Genomic DNA, 20,500 nt, shown 5'->3' with positions numbered 1-20,500 from the left:
ATCTAGCAGGCAGCCGGCCTATCTTGCTGCCTGCTTTTGGAAGTATAATTAGTTATGTCGGTTGTCGTTCGCCAGTCGTTTCAGTACGCAGTCATTTTCTGGTTCTTAACGGCCGTGGCCGCGCACGCCGGCATTATTAAGGGGAAGGTCAGCGGCCCCGACGGGGCGGGCCTGCCCTTTGCCAACGTGGCGGTGCGGGGCGCGGCCGTCAGCACTGGCACCAACGAGCTGGGACAGTACCAGCTGCGGCTAGCGGCCGGCACCTATCAGCTTGTCTTTCAATATGTGGGCTACAAGCCGCGCACCGAGGCCGTGCGCGTGCCGGCCGGCGACTCGACCCTGGTGCTGAACGTGGCGCTAGCCCCCGAGGCCTATAGCCTGAACGAAGTGACGGTGCGCGGCTCCGACCGCGACCCGGCTTACGCCATCATTCAGCACGCGCAGCAGTGGCGGCCCTACTACCGGCGCGAGGTAGCCTCGTTTCGGGCACGGCTTTACGTCAAGACGTTGGCGCGGCTCAGCGACACGCCGGGCAAGGTGCTAGGCTTGTTTAAGGTGGGGCCCGACATCAAGCCGGGCATTTTTTACCTGGCGGAGAGCCTGTCGGATATCTCCTTCCAGCAGCCCAACGTGATAAAGCAGCGCATGCTGTCGGGGCGGGTGAGTGGCAACACGCGCGGCATCCCGTTTGACCAAGCCAGCGCGGGGGCCAGCCTCACGTTTTACGACAACCTCATCAAGGCGCCCTTCGGCGGGCGGGGCTTCGTGTCGCCGATTGCCAGCAACGCGGGCCTGTTTTATACCTACGAGCTGATAGGCTCCAGCACGCGGGGCGGCGAAACGGTGCATAAAATCCGCGTGACGCCGCGCCGCCGCAACGACCCGGCCTTTTCGGGCTTTATCTACATCGTGGATGGCTCGTGGCGCATTCACTCCACCGACCTGCGCCTCACCAAAGATGCCCAGCTCGACTACGTTGATGAGCTGCACATCGAGCAGCTCTACGCGCCCGCGCCCGGCGTGCCGCACGCCTGGGTGGTGCAGTCGCAGCAGGTCACGTTCAGCTTTTCGGCGTTTGGCTTCAAGGGCTCGGGCTACGCTACGGGCATTTTGTCGGATTACAATCGCGTGGTGCCCACCTACCCCGGGCCGCCCGCCGAGCTAGTCGCCAAAGCCGAAGCGGCTAGCCCCCAAGCTATTGCCCCAGTTACAACTAAAGAACTGACCCAGCAAATCAAGCGCGAAAAGCCCAACCTGAGCGGCCTGAGCAAGCAGGTGCGCCGCCAGGTGAAGCAGGCCCGACGCGACTCGCTGCGCAACGACCCGCTAGCCACCCTCAAGCGCGGCGAGGTGGAGCTGGTAGAAAAAGGCGTGAACGACCGCGACAGCAGCTACTGGAGCCAGGTGCGCCCGGTACCGCTTACCGCGGAGGAAAAAGTAGACTACCACAAGAAGGACAGCAGCGAGGTGGTGCGCAAGTCGCGCCCCTACCAGGACTCGCTCGACCGCAAGCGCAACGAGCTGAGCGTGAGCAAGCTGCTACTCACCGGCTATACCCACAGCAATACCTTCGCCAAGCGCAGCCTAGCCGTGGCGCCCATCTTCAACGAGCTGCAATACAACACGGTAGAGGGCTACGTGCTGAACGCCCAGGCCACCTACACCCAGCGCACCGACGACCGCCGCTTCCTGACCCTGACGCCCACGCTGCGCTACGGCTTCTCGAACCAGCAGCTCCAGCCCAGCCTGACCATGAACTGGCAGCTCGACCCGCAGAAGACGCGCCAGCTAGGGCTAGTGGCCGGCCGCACCATCGAAAATTTCGACCGCAACTCGCAGCTCACGCCGTTCATAAATTCAGCTTATTCACTGCTACTCAACGAGAACTACGCCAAGCTCTACCGCCGCGAGGGTGCCGAGCTGAGCTACCTCTGGGAGCCGCTCAATGGCCTCACGGTGCGCGGCGCGGCTAGCTACTTCCAGCGCGTGCAGCTCTATAATACCGCCGATTATCTGTGGCACGATGTGCCCGGCCGCGCTTTCACCCCCAACGAGCCGGTGGCCGAGGAAGCCCCTGGCAGCGCCACTGCCTTTGGCCGCAGCAACGCCGCCGTGCTAGGCCTCAGCCTGAGTTATAAGCCCGGCCAGCGCTACATCACGCGGCCCGATGGCAAGTTTAATCTGGGTTCGAAATGGCCTACGTTTGGCGCGCAGGGCCGGCTGGCGGTGCCGCATTTGCTAGGGGCCGATGTGCGCTACCTGCTGCTGCAAGCCTCGGTGCGCCACGTGCTTAACCTGGGGCTAGCCGGCACCTCCACGGTGCAGGCCATCGTGGGCGGCTTCGTGGGCAAGCAGGAGGGCATAACCTTCGCCGACTACCGCCACTTCTCGGGCAACCGCACGCTGCTGGCAGCCAATTTCAACGAGTTTCAACTGCTCGACTACTACCAGTACAGCACCCGCGCCAGCTACTTCGAGGGACACTTCAACCACCATTTCAACGGGTTCATTTTCAACAAAGTCCCGCTGCTACGCCAGCTGAAGTGGCAGGAAGTACTGTCGGTCAACTACCTGCACACCGCCCAGCTAGGGCATTACGTGGAGCTAGGGGCCGGCATCGAGCACATTTTCAAGGTACTGCGCGCTGATTTTTATACCGGGCTGCAAAGCGGGCAGCGGGCGGGCACTGGTGTAAGAATCGGGCTGGGTTTTTAATCTGAACCACGGATTCGGACGGATTTTTCGGATTAGTCGGATTTTGTGGGCGATTATAAGCAGGCAGATTGGCTAATAAGTAGGATTTAGCAGGATAGCTACCTTTGAATTCCACTTTTCCGATTTTATGCTGCTTGATACTCGTTTTAACAAAGTGACGGAAAAGGTTATCGGCTGCGCCATGGGTGTGCACAAGCTGATGGGTACTGGGTTTCAGGAAGTAATCTATCAGCGAAGCCTAGCGGTAGAGCTAGAGCAGGCAGGTGTCGTCTTCGGCCGAGAATTGGAAATGCCAATTTTCTACAAAGGAGTAGAAGTGGGTAGCCGCCGCGTCGATTTCTTAGTCGAGGAAACCGTGCTGGTAGAGCTAAAAGCGCTACATGAACTAAATGCTATGCACTACGCTCAGATTATCAACTACCTGGAAGCTTATCGCTTAGAGGTTGGCTTACTCAACAATTTTGGTGAGCCCAGCTTAAAATTCAAACGTTTTCTAAAAACCCATTCCCGCTAAAGGGGAGCGCATCAATCGCCCACAAAATCCGACTAATCCAAAAAATCCGTCCGAATCCATGGTTCAGACTTCTTCATAGTCTACATACTCGCCGCCCCGAAATTCGGGCTTGCGCTCGCCAGTGGAGCTAGTTGGCGGCATGTACTCGACGCGTACCTGGCCGGGCCGGGCGGCCGACTCACTTTGCGGTGGCGCCTGGTAGCTTCCGCCCGGAAAGCCGCTGGGCGGGTAAAAACCGCCCTGTTGCGCCTTATGCACCTGCTGCCGCACAAAGCCCCCTAGCACGGCGCGCAGCACCCGAGGCAGCACAAACCGTACAAGCACAAAGAAAATCAGCAGCGAAAGCGTGAAGCCCATGAGTTATCTGAAAAGAAAGGCAATTTACGACGGGCGGAAAGCTAAGTTCTGGCTGGCGCTTGGGCTAGTCGGCCTTAGCAGCCTGGGCGCCGCGCCGCAGCTGCTGCCCACGCCCGATTTTGCCGGCCTCTACCGCCCGGTGCCCGACCGGCTGCTGCCCGCCACCCGCCGCGAAGGCGACAGCCTCCGCATCTTTATCAACCAGCCCGCGCCGGCTGCCGGTTCCGCGCCCGTGCGGCTGCGCCTCACCGGCTGGGCCACTTACGAGGCCAAGCAGCCGCAGTGGCAGCTAGTACGCGCGGCCCGCCCCTACCCCGGCTCCGACCCCGCCGCGCCAGTGCAGGTGCTCACGGCGGCCGTGGCAGCCGCTAGCCTCGCGCCGGGCGCGGTGCTGCAAGTCAGCCTCGATAAGCCCTCACTTGCCAGCCAGCCGCCCGGCGCCGACCAAGACCCTGGCACCACGGCCTGGCTGCGCCTCACGCCCGAGGTATTGGCTAGGCCCTTTGTATTGCTCGACTCGGCTGGGCTGGTGCTCGCCCGGCCTTATCTAAATGCAGGCGAAGGCGTAGCCGTAGCTACTTATGGCCTGGGTCAGCCCGTGCGCTGGCGCCGCTACCCCACCGGCACGCCGGCCCTGCCGCCCTTCACCGACCCACATAGCCAGCCGGCCGCGCCGCGCACGCTCGGGGTGCTCGACTCTTCGGCCGCGCCGGTAGCGGCGGGCAATTTGCTGCGGCTGCGCGAGCAGGGGCTTTATGCCCTGAAAGTAGGTGGCGCGGGCGGCGAGCCCGTGCGCACGGTGCCGCTGCTAGTGGTGCCCGCCAGCTTTCCGGGCCAGCGCACCGCGCCCGAAGTCATTGAGCCGCTGCTTTATCTCACCACCGCCGCCGAGCGCCAGGCCCTGCTAAAATCGCCCGACCCCAAGCGGGCCATCGACCGCTTCTGGCTCGATGCGGCAGGTGGCGACCAGGCGCGGGGCCGCGACCTGATACGGCGCTATTACCAACACGTAACGACTGCCAATGAGCTCTTCACCGGCCACAAAGCCGGCTGGCTCACCGACCGCGGCCTGCTCTACGTGGTGCTAGGCCCGCCCCAGAGCGTGCGCCGCCTGCCCACCGGCGAGGAGCGCTGGCACTACGACCAAGCAGGCCGCCAGGGCGAGGCCGTGGCCTTCACCTTCCGGCCGCGCCCTAGTACCTTAGCACCTGATAACTACGAACTGGTGCGCCGCCCCGAGTATGAAATGCTCTGGTATGCCGCTGTAGAAAAATGGAGAACAACAATGACCGCCCGCTAAACGACGGGTTTAGTGACGACTACGTGCCGCGCCGTTTCCGCGAGGGGGCTAGCGATAACCGCCGCGCTGGCGCCGGCCAGTCGCGCGAGCGCCTGGGCGAGCCCGGCCGCGAAGACCGCCGCCCCGCGGGTGGCAACGAGGGGGCTAGCCGCGCCCGCCCACAGCGCCCATTCTACGACGAGCAGGGCCGCCAGGTGCAGCGCAAGCCGGGCGGCGAGCGCGGTGCGCCCGCCTTCAAGCAGCACAACACCCGCCCCGCGGCCGACCGCAGCATCGACATGCTGTTTGGCCTGCGCCCCATCTTAGAAGCGCTAAATGCGGGCCGGACGTTGGATAAGATTTTCCTGCTGCGCGGCACCAAAAACTCGATGACCCAGGATATCTCCGACCTGGCCCGCCAGGCCAATGTGCCGGTGTCGTACGTGCCCATCGAGAAGCTTGAAAACCTGACCCGCAAAAACCACCAGGGCGCCGTAGCCTTCGTGTCGCCTATCGATTTTGCCCCGCTCGACACGCTGCTGGCCGGCTTATTTGAGGATGGCAAAGTGCCCTTCGTGCTCGTGCTCGACCGCGTGACGGATGTGCGCAACTTCGGCGCCATTGCCCGCACGGCCGAGTGCCTGGGCGTGCAGGCCCTGGTGGTGCCTAGCAGCGGCGCCGCCCAAATCAACGGCGATGCGGTAAAAACCTCGGCCGGCGCGCTCAACATCCTGCCCGTGTGCCGCGAGCCCGACCTGCGCCAGACCATCACCTTTTTGAAGGAAAGTGGCCTTACTGTCATTGCCTGCACCGAAAAGGCCGATGCCGACCTCGGCCACACCGCGCCGGCTAGCCTCAGTGGCCCCATTGCGGTGGTCATGGGTTCGGAGGAAGACGGCATTGCCCCCGAGCTGCTGCGCCTCTGCGACCAGCGCCTGCGCATCCCGATGAGCGGCCAGATTCAGAGCCTGAATGTGGGCGTGGCCGCCGGCATCATGCTGTTTGAAGTGGCGAAGGGCCGGGGGTAGCTAACGCTGGTCTTCGCTATCTCCATTCATTGACACTGTTTGTATTTTCGCGTATAGGAGTAGCCGCAATTCCCACGATACCTTATGGCTGCTGACCAGCGCCTTGACCAGCTCGAGCCATTGCTTTCGGAAGCAATGACTATTCTGGACCTCCACACGGCCCAACTAAAGCAATTGACCAACGCAGTGGGGCAACTTACTACGCTTGCCGTTCAGCAAAGCGACAATATTTCGTTTCTGCTTCGCGAACACATTGTTATTAAAGCCGATGTAGCCGAGCTAAAAACGAGCGTAGCCGGCTTAAAGACGGACGTAGCCGAGCTAAAAACGGATGTTACTAGCCTAAAGACGGACGTGACCGAAATCAAGACCAGCCAGCAAGCTATGCATACCGAACTAAATGATAAGCTGGACTTGATACTCACCAAGCTTCGATAGCACAGCTGGCAACACAAAGAGGCCGGCTTCAGCCGGCCTCTTTGTGCCGGCCTCTTTGTGTTGCTACGGGTTAATTGTACCCCACGCCTTTTTTCGCCTTCACATCGGCCACAAACTCCTTCACGCGCTGCTCCTCCGAGCGCTGACAGATGAGCAGCACATTATCGTACTCGGCCACGATGTAGCCTTCCAGCCCCTGCACCACCACGAGGCGCTCGTGGGGCGTTTTGATAAGGCACTCACGGGTGTCGTATAATAATACCTCGCCATCTATTACGTTGCCCTGTGCATCGCGCGAGCTTACCTGGTGCAAGGAATCCCAGGTACCGAGGTCGCTCCAGCCAATGTCGGCGGGCAGTACGTACACGTTATTAGCCTTTTCCATCACGCCAAAGTCGATGCTAATGTTGCGGCAGCGCGAATAGGCCTCTTCGATAAAGGCTTCTTCCAGTGGGGTGCCCAGCAGGTGCTTTCCTTCTTCAAATACCTCAGCAATATCGCTCAGGCAGTGGTGAAAAGCTTCAATAATGACGCTAGCCCGCCATATAAACAGGCCCGCATTCCAGAGAAAATCACCGCTTTCGACAAACATACGCGCCAGGTCGCTATTGGGCTTTTCCGTGAAAGTCTTCACCTTATAAAGCGCCGAGTCGGGCAGATGGTGAGCAGGCTCATCCATATATTGAATGTAACCGTAGCCCGTATCGGGGCGCGAAGGGTGAATACCAAGCGTAATAAGCACATCATGCTGTCGGGCAGAGGCCACCGCTTCGCGGATGAGGCGACGAAATTCTTCTTCGCGCAGCACAGCGTGGTCGGCGGGCGTCACGATAAGCGTAGCCTCGGGGTCGTGCTGCGCAATGCAGTAACTGGCGTAAGCAATGCAAGGTGCCGTATTGCGCCCAATGGGCTCGCCCAGAATCTGGCTCATCGGCAGTTCGGGGAGATGCTCGTGTACCAGCCCGATGTAGTCGCGGTTGGTAACGATGAAGATGTTCTCCGGCGGGCAGATGCCGCGAAAGCGGTCTACCGTAAGCTGCAGCATAGAACGCCCCACGCCTAGCACATCGTGAAACTGCTTGGGGTGTTGCGTGCGGCTGAAGGGCCAGAAGCGGCTGCCAATGCCGCCCGCCATCACGACGAGATAGGTATGTTCCATAGAGAGTACGGGCGAAGTCCGTTGGGACGAAGATAGGCGTCAGCCTGCTTAGCCCTGGGGCGCCCACGCCAGGCTTGAACATAAGGAAATCTGCTAGCGCAACGCTATCAGCACCTTACACCAGCCCTTCGCGCAGCAGGTCGTGCAGGTGAATGAAGCCGGCAAACTCGCCGCCTTCGAGTACTACCAGCTGCGTGATGTTGCGGGCCTGCATCCGGGCCAGCGCCTCAGCCGCAAACTCCCCGATAGCAATGGTAGCTGGCTGGGGCGTAAGGATGTCGCGCGCCGTGAGCGCATCGAGCTCGCTGAGGTGGCCGCGGCCCAGCATGCGGCGCAGGTCGCCATCGGTGATGATGCCGGCCAGGTGCCCGGCCTCGTCGAGCACAGCGGTAGCGCCCAGGCGCTTGCCCGATATTTCGAGCAGCACCTCGCGCAGCGGCGCGGCCAGGCCCACCTGCGGGCGCTGATTCTGGCGGCTGAGGTCGCCTACCGTGAGGTAGAGCTTTTTGCCGAGCGTGCCGCCGGGGTGCAGGCGGGCAAAATCCTGGGCCGAAAACTGGCGGCTTTCGAGCAGGCACACGGCTAGGGCATCGCCGAGGGCCAGGGCCGCCGTGGTGCTGGTGGTGGGTGCCAGGTCGTGGGGGCAGGCTTCGCGGCGCACGGGGGCGTGCAGCACGTAGTCGGCCTGCCGGGCCAGGTACGAGTCGGCATTGCTGACAAGGGCGGCTAGCGGCACGCCCTTGCGGCGCAGCAGCGGCACGAGCACCTTGATTTCGGGCGTGTCGCCGCTCTTGCTGATGGCTACCACAAAATCTTCGGCCTGAATCATGCCCAAGTCGCCGTGGATGGCATCGGCGGCGTGCATAAACAGCGCTGGCGTGCCAGTGCCGTTGAGTGTCGCCACGAGTTTGCCGGCGATATGGGCGCTTTTGCCCACGCCCGTCACCACCACGCGGCCACGCAGGGCTAGCAGGGCCGCCACGCAGCGGGCAAAGTCGGGGGTAGCGCCTACGGCCTGGGCCACGTCGCGCAGGGCGTCGGCCTCGGTAAACAGCACCTGGCGGGCTACGGCCAGCACATCGACGGGAGCCGCCGCGGCGGCCGAAGAAGCAGAAGTTGGTTGCACGGCCAAAAATACGCCGGCCGGGCGGCTCAGGCTTTCGGTGGGGCGCCTGGGCTAGCCCGCGCCGCTGCCGCCCAGGCGTTTGAACTTTTCTAAAATGTTACGTGTCATTGGCGATTTTGCGAAGAAAAAGTTCCCCTCCTGCTTATCTTCGCTAATAACCTCACGCTGTCCGATTCGCCTTACTTGCTAGTCTATGTCACTGACCGCCCTTGAAGAACCAGTTGTTGCCAACGCAGAGCTGAAAACCAAGCTTAAAGAAGTTTTCGGCTTTGGCCAGTTTCGGGGCACCCAAGAGGCTGTCATTCAGAACATACTAGCGGGGAATAACACGTTTGTTATCATGCCCACGGGCGCGGGCAAAAGCCTGTGCTACCAGCTTCCCGCGCTGGTATTGCCGGGCACGGCCATCGTCATCTCGCCGCTCATCGCTCTGATGAAAAACCAGGTAGACCAGCTCGCCGCGTTTGGCGTGAACGCGCAGGTCTACAATTCGACACTGACCAAGACGGAGATGAACCGCGTCCGGAAAGACGTGATGGCCGGCGACGTGCGGCTGCTCTACGTGGCGCCCGAAAGCCTGACCAAGGACGATACCATCGCGTTTTTGCAGAAAACCGCCATCTCGTTCGTGGCTATTGATGAAGCCCACTGCATCTCGGAGTGGGGCCACGACTTCCGGCCTGAGTACCGCAAGATTCGCGGTATTATCGACAACCTCGGCGGGCGTATTCCGCTCATCGCCCTTACGGCCACGGCCACGCCCAAGGTGCAGCTCGACATCCAGAAAAACCTTCAAATGGATGATGCGAGCGTCTTTAAGACCTCGTTCAACCGCACCAACCTCTACTACGAGGTGCGCGCCAAGCGCAATACCAAAAAGCAGCTCATTCAATACGTGCAGCAGCACAAGGGCAAGGCGGGTATCATTTACTGCCTGAGCCGCAAGAAGGTAGAGGAAGTGGCCGAGTTGCTGCGCGTGAACGACGTGCGCGCCCTGCCCTACCACGCCGGCCTCGACCCGCACACCCGCATGAGCAATCAGGACGCCTTCCTGAATGAGGACTGCGACGTGATTGTGGCCACCATCGCCTTCGGCATGGGCATCGACAAGCCCGATGTGCGCTTCGTAATTCACTACGACGCGCCCAAGAGCATCGAGGGCTACTACCAGGAAACCGGCCGCGGCGGCCGTGACGGTCTAGAAGGCAACTGCCTGATGTTCTACAGCTACGACGACATTCTGAAGCTCGAAAAATTCAGCAAGGACAAGCCCGTGACCGAGCGCGACAACGCCCGGCAACTGCTGCTGGAAATGACGAACTACTCGGAAAGCGCCGTGTGCCGCCGCCGCCAGCTGCTGCACTACTTCGGCGAGAGCCTGGACCAGGACTGCGGCTTTTGCGACAACTGCCGCCACCCCAAGGAGAAGTTTGAGGGCCGCGAGTACGTGGGGCTGGCCCTGCGCGCAGTGGTACAAACCGAGGCGCGCTTTGGCCTCGACCACGTGGCGCAGGTGCTGCTAGGCCTCTCTAATCCCCACATTGAGAGCTACGGCCACACCGGCTTGCCGGTGTATGGCCAGGGCAAGGCGCTGAGCGGCGACATGCAGCTGTGGCTGTCGGTGCTGCGCCAGTGCCTGCTCAATGGCCTGCTGGAGAAGGACATCGACTCTATCGGCCTGGTGCGCATCACCGAGAAAGGCATCGATTTTATCGAAAATCCGCACGCCTTTACGCTCACTAAGGACCACGACTTCGAGGCTGAGAAGCAGGAAGAGGAAGACGTGGAGAAAGTGCAGCAAGCCGCCGGCCACGACGAAGCGCTGTTTGCCCAGCTTAAAGAGCTGCGCAAGCAGGTGGCCAAGCAGAAGAACCTGCCGCCCTACGTGCTCTTTCAGGACCCTAGCCTGAAGGAAATGGCCACCACCTACCCGCAGAGCCTGCACGAGCTGACGCACATTGCGGGCGTGGGCCAGGGCAAGGCCCAGAAGTTTGGGGCGCCCTTTGTGGCCGCCATCAAGAAGTACGTGGAGGACAATGACATCGAGACGGCTGCCGACGTAATTATTAAATCCACGGTGAACCGCTCGAAGCTCAAGATTTACATCATTCAGCAGATTGACAAGAAGATGGACCTGGCGGGCATTGCCCGCAGCCAGGGCATTTCGATGACTGAGCTGGTAGAGGAAATTGAGCATATCTGCTACTCGGGCACGCGCCTCAACCTAGACTACTACATTCAGGATGTGGTTGATGAGGACAAGCAGGACGAGATTTACGACTACTTCATGACGGCTACCACTGATAACATCGCAGTGGCCATGAACGAGCTAGGCCCCGATGATTATTCGGAAGAAGAAGTGCGGCTGATGCGCATTAAATTCCTGAGTGAAGTAGCCAACTAGCTATCCATCAGTTAAGTAGCAACAATTATTTTGAACGGGCTGCTCCAACAGGCAGCCCGTTTTTGTGTTGCTACGGGCTAGCTTTGCGGCCGATGCCGCTGCTCACTGCCGATGACTTTGTAGAAACCCTGGCGAAGCTGCGGCAGCGTGGGGCGGGCTTTCTGCTTTCTAAATTGAACCCTAGCGGGCTGGCACGCACGCAGGGTACCTTCGACGACCCTGGCTTGCAAACGGCCAACTGGTGGATAGTACCGGCCGTGCGTGCTCGCTGGAACACCAAAATCAGCGGCGACCCTACGCTACCCTACGAGCCCTACGTGGTAAAAAAATACCTGCGCGGGCGCAGCGACTTGCACTTGTGCTCGCTGGGCAGCGGTAGCTGCAGCCACGAGCTGGCCTTTGCGCGCCACTCTGAGTTTGAGTTGGTCGAGTGCGTAGATATTACGCCCGCGCTGCTAGGGGCTGCTGCCGAGCGGGCGGCGGCCGAGGGCCTGTATAATATGCGCTTTGAGCTGCGCGATGTGAACCGGCAGGCGTGGCCCACGGCGGCCTACGACGTGGTGCTGTTTCATTCGGCGTTGCACCACTTTCGGCGGGTGCCGGCGCTCGTGGCACACGTGCGGCAGGCGCTGCGACCCGGTGGCCTGCTCATTCTCAACGACTACGTGGGCCCCAACCGCCTGCAGTGGACCGCCGCGCAGCTCGCGGCTGCCAATGAGCTGCTAGCCCAGCTGCCGACTAGCTACCGCCGCTACAAGTCGGGCCAGTTTAAAAGCCGGATTACCGGGCCGGGCCGACTGCGGATGCGGCTAGCCGACCCGTCGGAGGCGGTGGAAAGTGAGTATATTCTGCCGGCCGTGCGTGGGCAGTTTAGGGTGCTGGAAGAAAAAGCCGTGGGCGGCAACTTACTAGCGCTGGTGCTCAAAGACATTGCCCACCACTTCCTGGCCGACGACCCGACCACCCAGCAGCTGCTAGCCTCGCTCTTCGCGGCCGAAGACGCTTTTCTGGCCGAGCACCCGAGCGACCTGTTGTTTGGTGTGTACCAGAAGCCCTACTAGGGCACAAAAAAGCCCGCTTGCTCAATCTGAGCAAACGGGCTCTTCCAAACGTAAAACGTAACACCAATACAAGCTATCCGCAGCGCCAACTAGCGTAGTCAGCTTGCCGCAGGCAAGAGCATCTACAAAATCCGTTTGAAACGAAGTTCAGCGTAGCTACTCTGCGGTCTAGCAGTACTCTTCGAAAGCGCCTTGCAGGTTGTTGACAATGCGCATCAGGTCAGAGCCTTCGATGTGGTAGCGCTCAATCATGTGCACAAGCTCACCGTCTTTGAAGAGGCCGATGCAGGGCGACGAGGGCGGGTAGGGCAGCAGGTGCTCGCGCATCTTGGCCACGGCGTCGGTTTCCATGCCGGCAAACACGGTCACGAGCTTGCTGGGCTTTTTGTCGGCGCTGGCCAGGGCCAGCTTGAGGGCCGGGCGAGCCTTGGCGGCGGCGCAGCCGCACACCGAGTTAACGGCCACCAGCACGGTGCCTTCTTTGTCGGCCAGGGCCGCATCCACTTCTTGCGGCGACATCAGTTGCTCGAAGCCGGCCTCCACCAGGTCCTGGCGGATGGGGGCTACCATATATTCGGGGTAAACAGCCATGGGGATAATAACTTAAAAGTGCGCGGCACCCATGCCGGCTTGTACAAAATTACGGCCTGGCGGGTGCCGGCTGCTATAATTCAGTAGCGTGGCAAAAAGTTTAACGCCTGGCTAGCCCGGTAGTTGGCCCGGCAATGGTCGGCTAGCGCGTCGGTTTGGCCGATTCAACTTTTGGACTCGACCAGCAGGCGGTGCGAGTGGGCAATTAGCGGGCCGGCGCGCGAATTAATTGCTGACCTTCGCTCGTTGGCGCTAGTAGCCATCCCAGGCTCTTGTTCGCGGTTTCTATGCAGTTTTCTATCCTTCCTATTTTCCGGCGGCTAGCGGCCACCGGGCTCTTCGCCCTTGGCCTAAGCTCGGCCGCCTGGGCGCAGGCCGACGACCCGCACACGCCCACTGCCCGGCAGCTAGCCCCCGGCCGAGCCCCGACGGCAACCCAGCGCCTGACTGACCAGCCCACCGACCGCCGCTCGCGCCTGAGCGGCCACTTGCAGCGCCTCTACCGCCAGCAGGCTGGCGCCACCAACCGCACCACGGCCGATGCCCACCTCACGCTGCGCGATGACTTTCCGCGGCTTAAATTCAACAAGGAAACTTCAGCGGTGCTGGTGCGCATCACGGCCCAGGATGTGAGCGCGCTGCTGCCTGGCCTGGCCAGCCGGGGGTTCCAGGTGGTATCGGCTTACCCGGAGCTGCACTTTGTGGAAGGCATGCTGCCGCTGAGCCAGCTAGCCCCTGGCAGCCAAGGTATTGAGGGGTTAGTGAGCCGCGGCTTGCTCGGCGTGGTGCCCATGCTGAAGCCCCAGGTGCGCAGCGGCCTCGTGACCAGCCAAGCCGACTACGCGCTGGAAGCCGAGCGTGTGCGCGCCACCCGGCCCGGACTGCTGTCGGGCAAGGGTGTGCGCATAGGGGTGATGAGCGACTCGTTTAACTCGACCAATGGGGCGGCGGCCGACGTGGCCTCGGGCGACTTGCCGGCCACTGTGCAGGTGCTGCAAGACCTTACCGACGAGCAGCGCGGCACCGACGAGGGCCGCGCCATGAGCCAGCTCATCTACGACCTTGCGCCCGGCGCGGGGCTAGCCTTCAGCAGCGTGTACCTGGGGGAGGGCAACTTTGCCCAGCAGGTACTGGCGCTGGCCGACCCGGCCAAGGGCAATTGCCAGATACTGGTAGATGACATTGCGTATTTTGGCGAGCCGTTTTACCAGGATGGCGTTATCGCGCAGGCTATCAACCAGGTAGTGGCACAACGCGGCGTGGCTTATTTCTCAGCGGCCGGCAATGAGGCCGACCAGAGCTACGAGAACAATGCCCCGCAGTTTGTGCAGGCCACCCTCGGCACCAGGGCAGCGGCACGGCTAAACTTCGACGTGTCGGGCGCCACTACTGATGTCACCCAGCGCATTACCCTGACTAACAGTCAGGAGTTTTTTCCGACCCTCGAATGGTCGGACCCCTACTACACGGCTAGCGGCGTAAAAACCGACCTCGACATGTACCTGATAGCCGTGAAAAACGGCGTGGCAGCCGACACCGTGGCCCGCTCTGATGACAATAATATCAAGTCGCAGACACCACTTGAAATGCTGGATTACACTAACGACGCTACCACCAGCGGCACCACGACCTTCGACTTTGTGATTGTGCGCCGGGCCGGAACCGCCGACCCAGCCCGTTTGAAGTATGTGAACAACGGCACCGCCGGCGCGGGCCCTAGCGAGTGGGAAACAAGCAGCCCCACCCTTGTGGGCCACGCGGCCGCGGCCAGCGCTCAGGCCGTGGGCGCCGTGGCCTACACCAACCAGCGCACGGCCGAGTACTTCACTTCAAAAGGTGGCGCGCTGCCTTTTCTATTCAGCCCCACGGGCACGGCCCTAGCAGCCGTAGAATACCGCCAAAAGCCTGATATTGCTTCGATTGACGGCACTGACACCAGCTTTTTCGGCACTCAGGATACCGACCGCAACGGCTACCCCAACTTTTACGGCACCTCGGCGGCGGCGCCGCACGCGGCGGCCGTGGCCGCGCTGCTGCGCGAGGCGGTGCCCGGCCTCACGCCCGCCCAGGTGTATAGCCGGCTGGTGGGCGCGGCGCGGCTCCTTGGCAGCTCGGCCACCGACCCCTATACTGGTGCGGGACTAATTGACGCCTTCACGGCCATTTATGGGCCGGTGGTGGCCCAGGCGCCGCCCGCTGTGCAAGACCTGGAGAAAGGTGCGCTGCCCCCGAGCTGGCTCGTAAACAGCACCGGGGCCGGCCGCGTGCAGGTGCGCACTACGCTAGGGCCGGCGTCGGGCCGCTATCACTTGGTACTCGATGCCCCCTTCACCGGCTCCTCGGCTAGTGTTAGCCTGAATGAGGTGACGTGGCACCTCACCGGCACAGCCGGGGCTAGCCTGCAGCTCACCTTCCGCGAGCGCAAGCTGGCCAGTGAAACCGACGAGGCCATGCCGACGCAATTCACCACCCGCAGCAACACCGACGGCGTGGCCCTGAGCGTGGATGGCGGCACTAGCTGGTACCGCCTTGTAGACCTGACGGGCACCAACGCCACTACCACTTACCAAACCAAGACGGTGAGCCTGACGCAGTTTGCCGCTACCAATGGCCTCACGCTGGGCAACGATGTGCGCCTGCGCTTTCAGCAGTACAGCGGCACCCAGCTCAATTCGGTCTCGGTGGCCAGCCAGCGCGGGCGCCTCTTCGACGACATTGCCGTGACGAGCACCGTGGCGGCACCCATTCCGCTTTACACAGCCACGCCCACCGTGGGCTGCCCCGGCCTCACGGTAGCTTTTGCCGATACCTCGGCCCTGCGGCCCACGGCCTGGAGCTGGACCTTCCCCGGGGGCACGCCGGCCACTTCTACCCTACGCAACCCCACGGTGGTGTACAATACACCCGGGCATTATGGCGTGACGCTGAGCGTAAGCAACGCCAACGGCACGTCCGCCCGCACCGATACGGGGGTGGTGTTTGTGTATGGCCGGGCCCCGCTTGCTACGCCCGTGGCCAGCCGCGCCAGCGTGTGCCCGGGCGGCGTGGTGTCGTTCAGCAGCACGGCCAGCTACTGCCCGGCCAGCTACGCCTGGAGTTTTCCGGGCGGCTCGCCCAGCAGCTCGACGGCGGCTAGCCCCGGCAATGTGACCTACGCCACGGCCGGCACTTACACCGCCACGCTGGTGGTCAGCAATGCCTATGGCAGCAACGCTTACTCCCTGCCCGTGGAAGTGACGACGGGCCGGACCATTCCCTTCGCGGAGAATTTCGACGCCTCGCTAGCCCTGCCGGCGGGCTGGACCCTGGTGAACCCCGATGGCAAATTTGCCTGGGCCGTGCGCGATACCACTATTAACCGCCAGGGTGTACGCAGCCACGTGCTGCGCGCGCCGTTTGCCTTCGACCCCAAGATAGGCGAGCGCGACGCCGTATATACGCCATCCCTCAACCTGACGAGTGTTTCGCTGCCTACCCTGCTCTTCGACGTAGCCTACGCTACGGCTATCGATAGCAAAACCGGCACCGTTTCGGCCGATTCGCTGCTGGTGCAAGTAGCGGATGCCTGCACCGGCGCCGTGCTAGGCCGCCCCTACGCCAAGGGCCAGGCCACGCTGCCCACCGCAGCTACGCGCGACTACTTATTTATTCCAAAATCAGCCGCCGACTGGCGGCAGGAGCGCATTGACCTCTCGCCCTACATCGGGCGCAGCGTGGTACTGCGCTTTGTGGGGGTTAATAACTATGGCAACTCGCTGTATATCGACAACGTGCAGGTGGGCGGCAACCTGCTAGCCCTCACCACGGCCGCCAGCATAGTGGGCCTCGAAGCCTGGCCCAACCCCACCCCGGCTGGCACTAGCCTGCACGTGCGGCTACCTGCCTTCACGGGCACCGTGAGCCTGCGCTTGGTCGATAACCTGGGTCGCGTGGTGTGGCAGGAGCAGGTGCAGCAAAGCGGGCTAGCCCTAGAGCGCACCCTGCAGCTGGGCCTGGCACCGGGGCTCTACAGCCTGCTGTATGCCCCGGCCGGCGGCACCCCGGCGGCCCGGCGCATCGTGTTTGAGTAAGATTAGTTGAACGCCTAGGTAGTCAACGGGCTGGGCGATGGGGGCCCGGCCTTTTGCGTGGTACTTGGGCAATGTGGCAATTGTTCGCAGGCTATTGGCGGGTGTTTACCGAGGCGCGGGCCCTGGTCAGCCAAACTTGCCCCCAGTAGCTATGGCCCGCCGCTAACTTGCGGGCTGGGTTGGAGTTGACTCAATTGCTGCTTCTTTTTTTACGTGTTTTCATCTTTATTATCCGGGCCGCGCCGCTGGGGCTGGCTGCTGCTGCTAGGCCTGTTGTTGCTCGTCAGGCTGGGGCAGGCCGCGCCGCATCCGCAGGCCTTTGTGCGGCAGTTTGGGCCGGCCGAGGGGCTAGCCCAGCCGTTCGTCTATTGCCTGCTGCAAGACCGCCAGGGCTACCTCTGGCTCGGCACCGCCGAGGGCCTGGTGCGCTACGATGGCAGCCGCTTTGTGACTTTCACCACCCACGATGGCCTGGCCGATAACTTCGTCACCGGCCTTTGGCAAGACCACGCCAGCGGCGCGCTGTGGGTTATCCACGCCCAGGGCGGCCGCTCGGTGCGCCCCGCCGCTGCGCAGTCTTTCCGGCCGGCTCCGGCTAGCGAGCGCGGCGGCCCGCCCGCCGGGCGCCCGGGTGCCCCCCAGCCCGATACAGCTCGCCTCGGGGCCTACCTGCGCCGCTATCACCTGGCGCTGCCCGCCGATGTAGTGCCCACCTGCCTGCTCGAAGACCGCGAAGGCCACGCTTGGCTGGGCACCGCCGGCCAGGGTCTGTGGCTGCACGCCGACCGCTACCTGAGCTTATGGCCCAAGGCGAGCGGGCCGCTAAATACTGAAAATGAGCTGGCCCGAATACCGCGACCAGTCAGCCAAGGCGGAGGCTTTTGGGTGGCTACGCCCGCCGGAGTGTGGGCGGTGGCCGCACCGGGTCAGCCCGCCCGGCCGTTAGCAGGCCTGCCGACGCACCTGGGCTCGGCCGTGACGGCCCTGGCTTATTCGCCCACTTCGGGCCTGTGGGTGGGCACGGCCGCCGATGGCGTGTACCTGCTACCCCCTAAAACGGCTCCCAACCTGCCCCCCGTGGCGCAGCATTTCACCACGGCCAATGGCCTGCTGCACAACAGCATTACGGTCCTGCTGGCCGACCATACCGGCTGTGTGTGGGTGGGGGCGCACAATACGGGGCTAGCCCTCTGGGAGCCTGGCCAGCGCCGCTTCAGCTACCTTAAGCTCACCGCCGCCGGCCTCGATGCCAGCGCCCTGGCCGAAGATGCCGCTGGTACTATCTGGGTCGGTACGGAGGGCCAGGGCCTGTACTTCCGGCCAGCCGGCGGCCGCTGGCAGCACCTGAGCAAGGCCACGGGTGCCCTGCCCGACGATATCAGCGCAGCTCTGCTGCCGCTGCCCGCACCCCTGGCCGGCACGCTGCTACTGGTGCAGCCCCAAAGCCTGAGCCTGCTCGATGCCCATCGCGTCGCCACGCCGCTTACGTCGGCCGACGACCTGCTGGCGCGCGGCACCCTGCCGGCCGTAGCCCTGGCCCCAGGCGTGGCGTGGGTGGCTACGCGCAGCGGGCGGCTGCGCCTCGACCTAGCCGCGCTAGCCCGCTTGCGGCCCGGCCAGGCGCCGGCGCCCACCCTCGTGCTTACGGGCGCGGAGGTCGATGGCGAGCACCGAGCCGGCGCGCTGGGCGAGCTACCGGCCGGCCGGCACCGCGTCAGCTTCACGTTTCAGGGCATCAGCCTGGGGCCGGGCGGCGTGGCGGGCTTGCAGTATCGCCACCGCCTGCGCGGGCTGGCCGACTATTGGAGCCACCCTAGCCCCGTGGGCGAGGCGCAGTTTGCCGGCCTGGGTGCGGGCCACTACGTGCTCGAAGCCCAGGTGCGCCGCGCCGCGCCGGGGGCGCCGTGGAGCCCGGTAGCCGCGCGCTCCTTCAGCATTGCCACGCCGTGGTGGCGCACACCGCTAGCCTTAGCCTTGGAATTATTAACCCTGGCGGCGCTGCTAGTGGCGGTGGTGCGCACCCGCGAAGGTGTGCTGCGGCGCCAGAAGTTGCAGCTTGAGAATACCGTGCGTGAGCGCACCAGCGAGCTGCTCCAAAAGAACCGCGACATCGAGCACATTAACGCTGAGCTGCTCGTGGCGCGCGACGCAGCCGAGGCCTCGCGCCGGGCCAAGGCGCAGTTTTTGGCCAACATGAGCCACGAAATCCGCACCCCGATGAATGCGGTTATCGGCCTCACCAACCTGCTGCAGCAAACCCCCACCACTTCCGAGCAAAGCGAATACCTGACGGCCATTGGCTCCTCGTCGCAAAACTTGTTGGTGATTCTCAACGACATCCTCGACTCGTCGAAGATGGAAGCCGGCAAGCTTACGTTGGAGCAAGTGCCCTTCCGCCTGCCCGAGGCCGTGCGCGGGCTTAGCACCCTCTTCCGCTACGCCGCCGATAGCAAGGGCCTGAACCTGCGCGTAGAAGTGGCCGAAACCGTGCCCGAGGCCGTGGTGGGCGACCCCGTGCGCTTGCAGCAAGTGCTGGTAAACCTCGTCAGCAACGCCCTCAAATTCACGCGCCAGGGCGGCGTGACGGTGCGCGTGGGGCTAGCCCCCGGCCCGGCCGCCACGCCCGGCCACGTGGCCCTGCGCTTTGCGGTGCAAGACACGGGCATTGGTATTCCGACCGATAAGCTGGCCACCATTTTCGAAGACTTCTCGCAGGCCAATACCAGCACCACCCGCGAGTTTGGCGGCACCGGCCTGGGCCTGAGCATCGCCCGCAACCTCGTGCAGCTGCACGGCGGCCAGCTCGGCGTCAGCAGCCAGGAGGGCGTAGGGTCGCAGTTTTATTTTGAGCTCACTTATGCCGTGGCCGAGGCTAGCCAGGCTCGGCCGGGCACCGTGGGCGGCCCGCTGCCCCCGTTCGAGCCGGCCCTGCGCGTGCTCGTGGCCGAAGACAATCAGCTCAACCAGCTAGTGGCCCGCAAGACGCTGGAAAACTGGAATGTGCAGGTAGTCATTGCCGAGAATGGCCGCCTGGCCGTGGAGCGCGTGCGCACGGCCGCCGAGCCTTTCGATGCCGTATTTATGGACATTCAGATGCCCGAGCTCGACGGTTACGCCGCGGCCCGTGCCCTGCGCCAGTACTACCCCGATGCCGCTAGCCTGCCCATTATCGGCCTCACGGCCTCGGTGCTGCCCGAAGACCGCAGCCTGGCCCTGGCCGCCGGCATGAACGACATTCTGGCCAAGCCTTTCGAGCCGGCCGCACTCTACGCCCGGCTAGCCCACTTCACCGGCCGCCTGCCTACCGGGGCCGCCGCGGGCAGCGCCCCCACGGCCCCGCGCCCCCCGGCCAGCACACCGCCCACGCTGCACCCTAGCTGGCAGCAGCTCGAAGAGCTATCGGGTGGCAATGAGCAGTTTATCGGCCAGATTGTGAACACCTTTTTGCAGGAGGCACCGGCACTGGAGCAAGTGCTCGCGGCGGCTTACCCGCACGACCTGGCCATCGTGGCGGCCACTGCTCACAAGCTGAAAGGGCAAGTGGCGTATTTTGGTGTGCCGGGCCTGCACGCCCAGCTCGATGAATTAGAGCGCAGCGCGCGCTTACCCGACTGCCCCTATTGCCAGCCGCTGCTCGAAACCGTGCAGCAGCAGCTAGGCCAGCTTTACCCGCACTTGCAGGCCCGCGCCTGATGGCAAATTACGGCAGCCCAAGCCGGCGCGCTTGCAGAACTTATAGCGCCGAGCGATACTCAAGC

The 20,500-nt window shown here is 63.0% G+C and carries 13 protein-coding genes; 9 read left to right on the top strand and 4 right to left on the bottom strand.

What is annotated here, in order from left to right:
* Window positions 1–54: 54 nt before the first annotated feature.
* Together J4D99_RS09135 and J4D99_RS09130 are read left to right on the top strand one after the other, a co-directional pair.
* On the top strand, window positions 55–2,715 hold the full coding sequence (locus J4D99_RS09135; RefSeq protein WP_208131387.1) for a DUF5686 and carboxypeptidase regulatory-like domain-containing protein: 2,661 nt from the start codon (window positions 55–57) through the stop codon (window positions 2,713–2,715).
* A 127-nt stretch (window positions 2,716–2,842) separates the two neighbouring features.
* A complete protein-coding gene (locus J4D99_RS09130) occupies window positions 2,843–3,229 on the top strand; it encodes a GxxExxY protein (RefSeq protein ID WP_208131386.1) in 387 nt (128 codons plus the stop codon).
* A 63-nt stretch (window positions 3,230–3,292) separates the two neighbouring features.
* On the opposite strand, the gene J4D99_RS09125 is transcribed toward J4D99_RS09130, so the two are convergent.
* A complete protein-coding gene (locus J4D99_RS09125) occupies window positions 3,293–3,586 on the bottom strand; it encodes a DUF4834 family protein (protein WP_208131385.1) in 294 nt (97 codons plus the stop codon).
* Between J4D99_RS09125 and J4D99_RS09120 the strand changes: the two genes are divergently transcribed.
* From J4D99_RS09120 to J4D99_RS09110, 3 genes are all read left to right on the top strand, one after another.
* Window positions 3,585–4,886, top strand: coding sequence for a GWxTD domain-containing protein (locus tag J4D99_RS09120; protein ID WP_208131384.1), 1,302 nt, complete (start codon window positions 3,585–3,587; stop codon window positions 4,884–4,886). The two genes, J4D99_RS09125 and J4D99_RS09120, sit on opposite strands and share 2 nt — an antisense overlap.
* Complete coding sequence (gene rlmB / locus J4D99_RS09115; protein WP_236018588.1) at window positions 4,859–5,893, top strand: 23S rRNA (guanosine(2251)-2'-O)-methyltransferase RlmB; 1,035 nt, start codon at window positions 4,859–4,861, stop codon at window positions 5,891–5,893. Before J4D99_RS09120 ends, rlmB begins: the two co-directional genes overlap by 28 nt.
* Window positions 5,894–5,977: 84 nt before the next feature.
* Window positions 5,978–6,331 (top strand): hypothetical protein, encoded by a 354-nt coding sequence (locus tag J4D99_RS09110; protein ID WP_208131383.1) that lies wholly within the window; start codon window positions 5,978–5,980, stop codon window positions 6,329–6,331.
* A 70-nt stretch (window positions 6,332–6,401) separates the two neighbouring features.
* Here the strand turns inward: J4D99_RS09110 and J4D99_RS09105 are convergent, their stop codons facing one another.
* Together J4D99_RS09105 and J4D99_RS09100 are read right to left on the bottom strand one after the other, a co-directional pair.
* Complete coding sequence (locus J4D99_RS09105; RefSeq protein ID WP_208131382.1) at window positions 6,402–7,490, bottom strand: mannose-1-phosphate guanylyltransferase; 1,089 nt, start codon at window positions 7,488–7,490, stop codon at window positions 6,402–6,404.
* A gap of 115 nt (window positions 7,491–7,605) precedes the next feature.
* Window positions 7,606–8,616, bottom strand: a complete 1,011-nt coding sequence (locus J4D99_RS09100; protein WP_309509623.1) for a KpsF/GutQ family sugar-phosphate isomerase — start codon at window positions 8,614–8,616, stop codon at window positions 7,606–7,608.
* A 193-nt stretch (window positions 8,617–8,809) separates the two neighbouring features.
* Between J4D99_RS09100 and recQ the strand changes: the two genes are divergently transcribed.
* Window positions 8,810–11,020: a DNA helicase RecQ gene (gene recQ, locus J4D99_RS09095; RefSeq protein ID WP_208131381.1), complete on the top strand. Its 2,211-nt coding sequence runs from the start codon at window positions 8,810–8,812 to the stop codon at window positions 11,018–11,020.
* A gap of 92 nt (window positions 11,021–11,112) precedes the next feature.
* The gene (locus J4D99_RS09090) at window positions 11,113–12,081 is read left to right on the top strand and encodes a class I SAM-dependent methyltransferase (protein WP_208131380.1); all 969 of its coding nucleotides are present in this window, start codon (window positions 11,113–11,115) and stop codon (window positions 12,079–12,081) included.
* A gap of 168 nt (window positions 12,082–12,249) precedes the next feature.
* On the opposite strand, the gene J4D99_RS09085 is transcribed toward J4D99_RS09090, so the two are convergent.
* Window positions 12,250–12,672, bottom strand: a complete 423-nt coding sequence (locus J4D99_RS09085) for a BrxA/BrxB family bacilliredoxin (RefSeq protein ID WP_208131379.1) — start codon at window positions 12,670–12,672, stop codon at window positions 12,250–12,252.
* 287 nt (window positions 12,673–12,959) lie between these two features.
* Between J4D99_RS09085 and J4D99_RS09080 the strand changes: the two genes are divergently transcribed.
* On the top strand, window positions 12,960–16,742 hold the full coding sequence (locus tag J4D99_RS09080) for a PKD domain-containing protein (protein ID WP_208131378.1): 3,783 nt from the start codon (window positions 12,960–12,962) through the stop codon (window positions 16,740–16,742).
* A gap of 213 nt (window positions 16,743–16,955) precedes the next feature.
* Window positions 16,956–20,435 (top strand): hybrid sensor histidine kinase/response regulator, encoded by a 3,480-nt coding sequence (locus J4D99_RS09075; RefSeq protein WP_208131377.1) that lies wholly within the window; start codon window positions 16,956–16,958, stop codon window positions 20,433–20,435.
* Window positions 20,436–20,500: the final 65 nt, after the last annotated feature.

The sequence above is a fragment of the Hymenobacter sp. BT559 genome (genome assembly GCF_017571525.1).
GTDB classification, from domain to species: domain Bacteria; phylum Bacteroidota; class Bacteroidia; order Cytophagales; family Hymenobacteraceae; genus Hymenobacter; species Hymenobacter ginsengisoli.
Note: the sequence above shows the minus strand (reverse complement) of the source record. Positions and strands in the feature narration are given on the sequence as shown.

Bases quoted from the DNA above. Each gene is read 5' to 3' on its own strand.
- J4D99_RS09120 (WP_208131384.1), top strand. From the start codon at position 3,585: ATGAGTTATCTGAAAAGAAAGGCAATTTACGACGGGCGGAAAGCTAAG.
- J4D99_RS09080 (WP_208131378.1), top strand. From the start codon at position 12,960: ATGCAGTTTTCTATCCTTCCTATTTTCCGGCGGCTAGCGGCCACCGGG.
- recQ (WP_208131381.1), top strand. From the start codon at position 8,810: ATGTCACTGACCGCCCTTGAAGAACCAGTTGTTGCCAACGCAGAGCTG.
- rlmB (WP_236018588.1), top strand. From the start codon at position 4,859: ATGGAGAACAACAATGACCGCCCGCTAAACGACGGGTTTAGTGACGAC.
- J4D99_RS09090 (WP_208131380.1), top strand. From the start codon at position 11,113: ATGCCGCTGCTCACTGCCGATGACTTTGTAGAAACCCTGGCGAAGCTG.
- J4D99_RS09135 (WP_208131387.1), top strand. From the start codon at position 55: ATGTCGGTTGTCGTTCGCCAGTCGTTTCAGTACGCAGTCATTTTCTGG.
- J4D99_RS09110 (WP_208131383.1), top strand. From the start codon at position 5,978: ATGGCTGCTGACCAGCGCCTTGACCAGCTCGAGCCATTGCTTTCGGAA.
- J4D99_RS09130 (WP_208131386.1), top strand. From the start codon at position 2,843: ATGCTGCTTGATACTCGTTTTAACAAAGTGACGGAAAAGGTTATCGGC.
- J4D99_RS09105 (WP_208131382.1), bottom strand. From the start codon at position 7,490: ATGGAACATACCTATCTCGTCGTGATGGCGGGCGGCATTGGCAGCCGC.
- J4D99_RS09085 (WP_208131379.1), bottom strand. From the start codon at position 12,672: ATGGCTGTTTACCCCGAATATATGGTAGCCCCCATCCGCCAGGACCTG.
- J4D99_RS09125 (WP_208131385.1), bottom strand. From the start codon at position 3,586: ATGGGCTTCACGCTTTCGCTGCTGATTTTCTTTGTGCTTGTACGGTTT.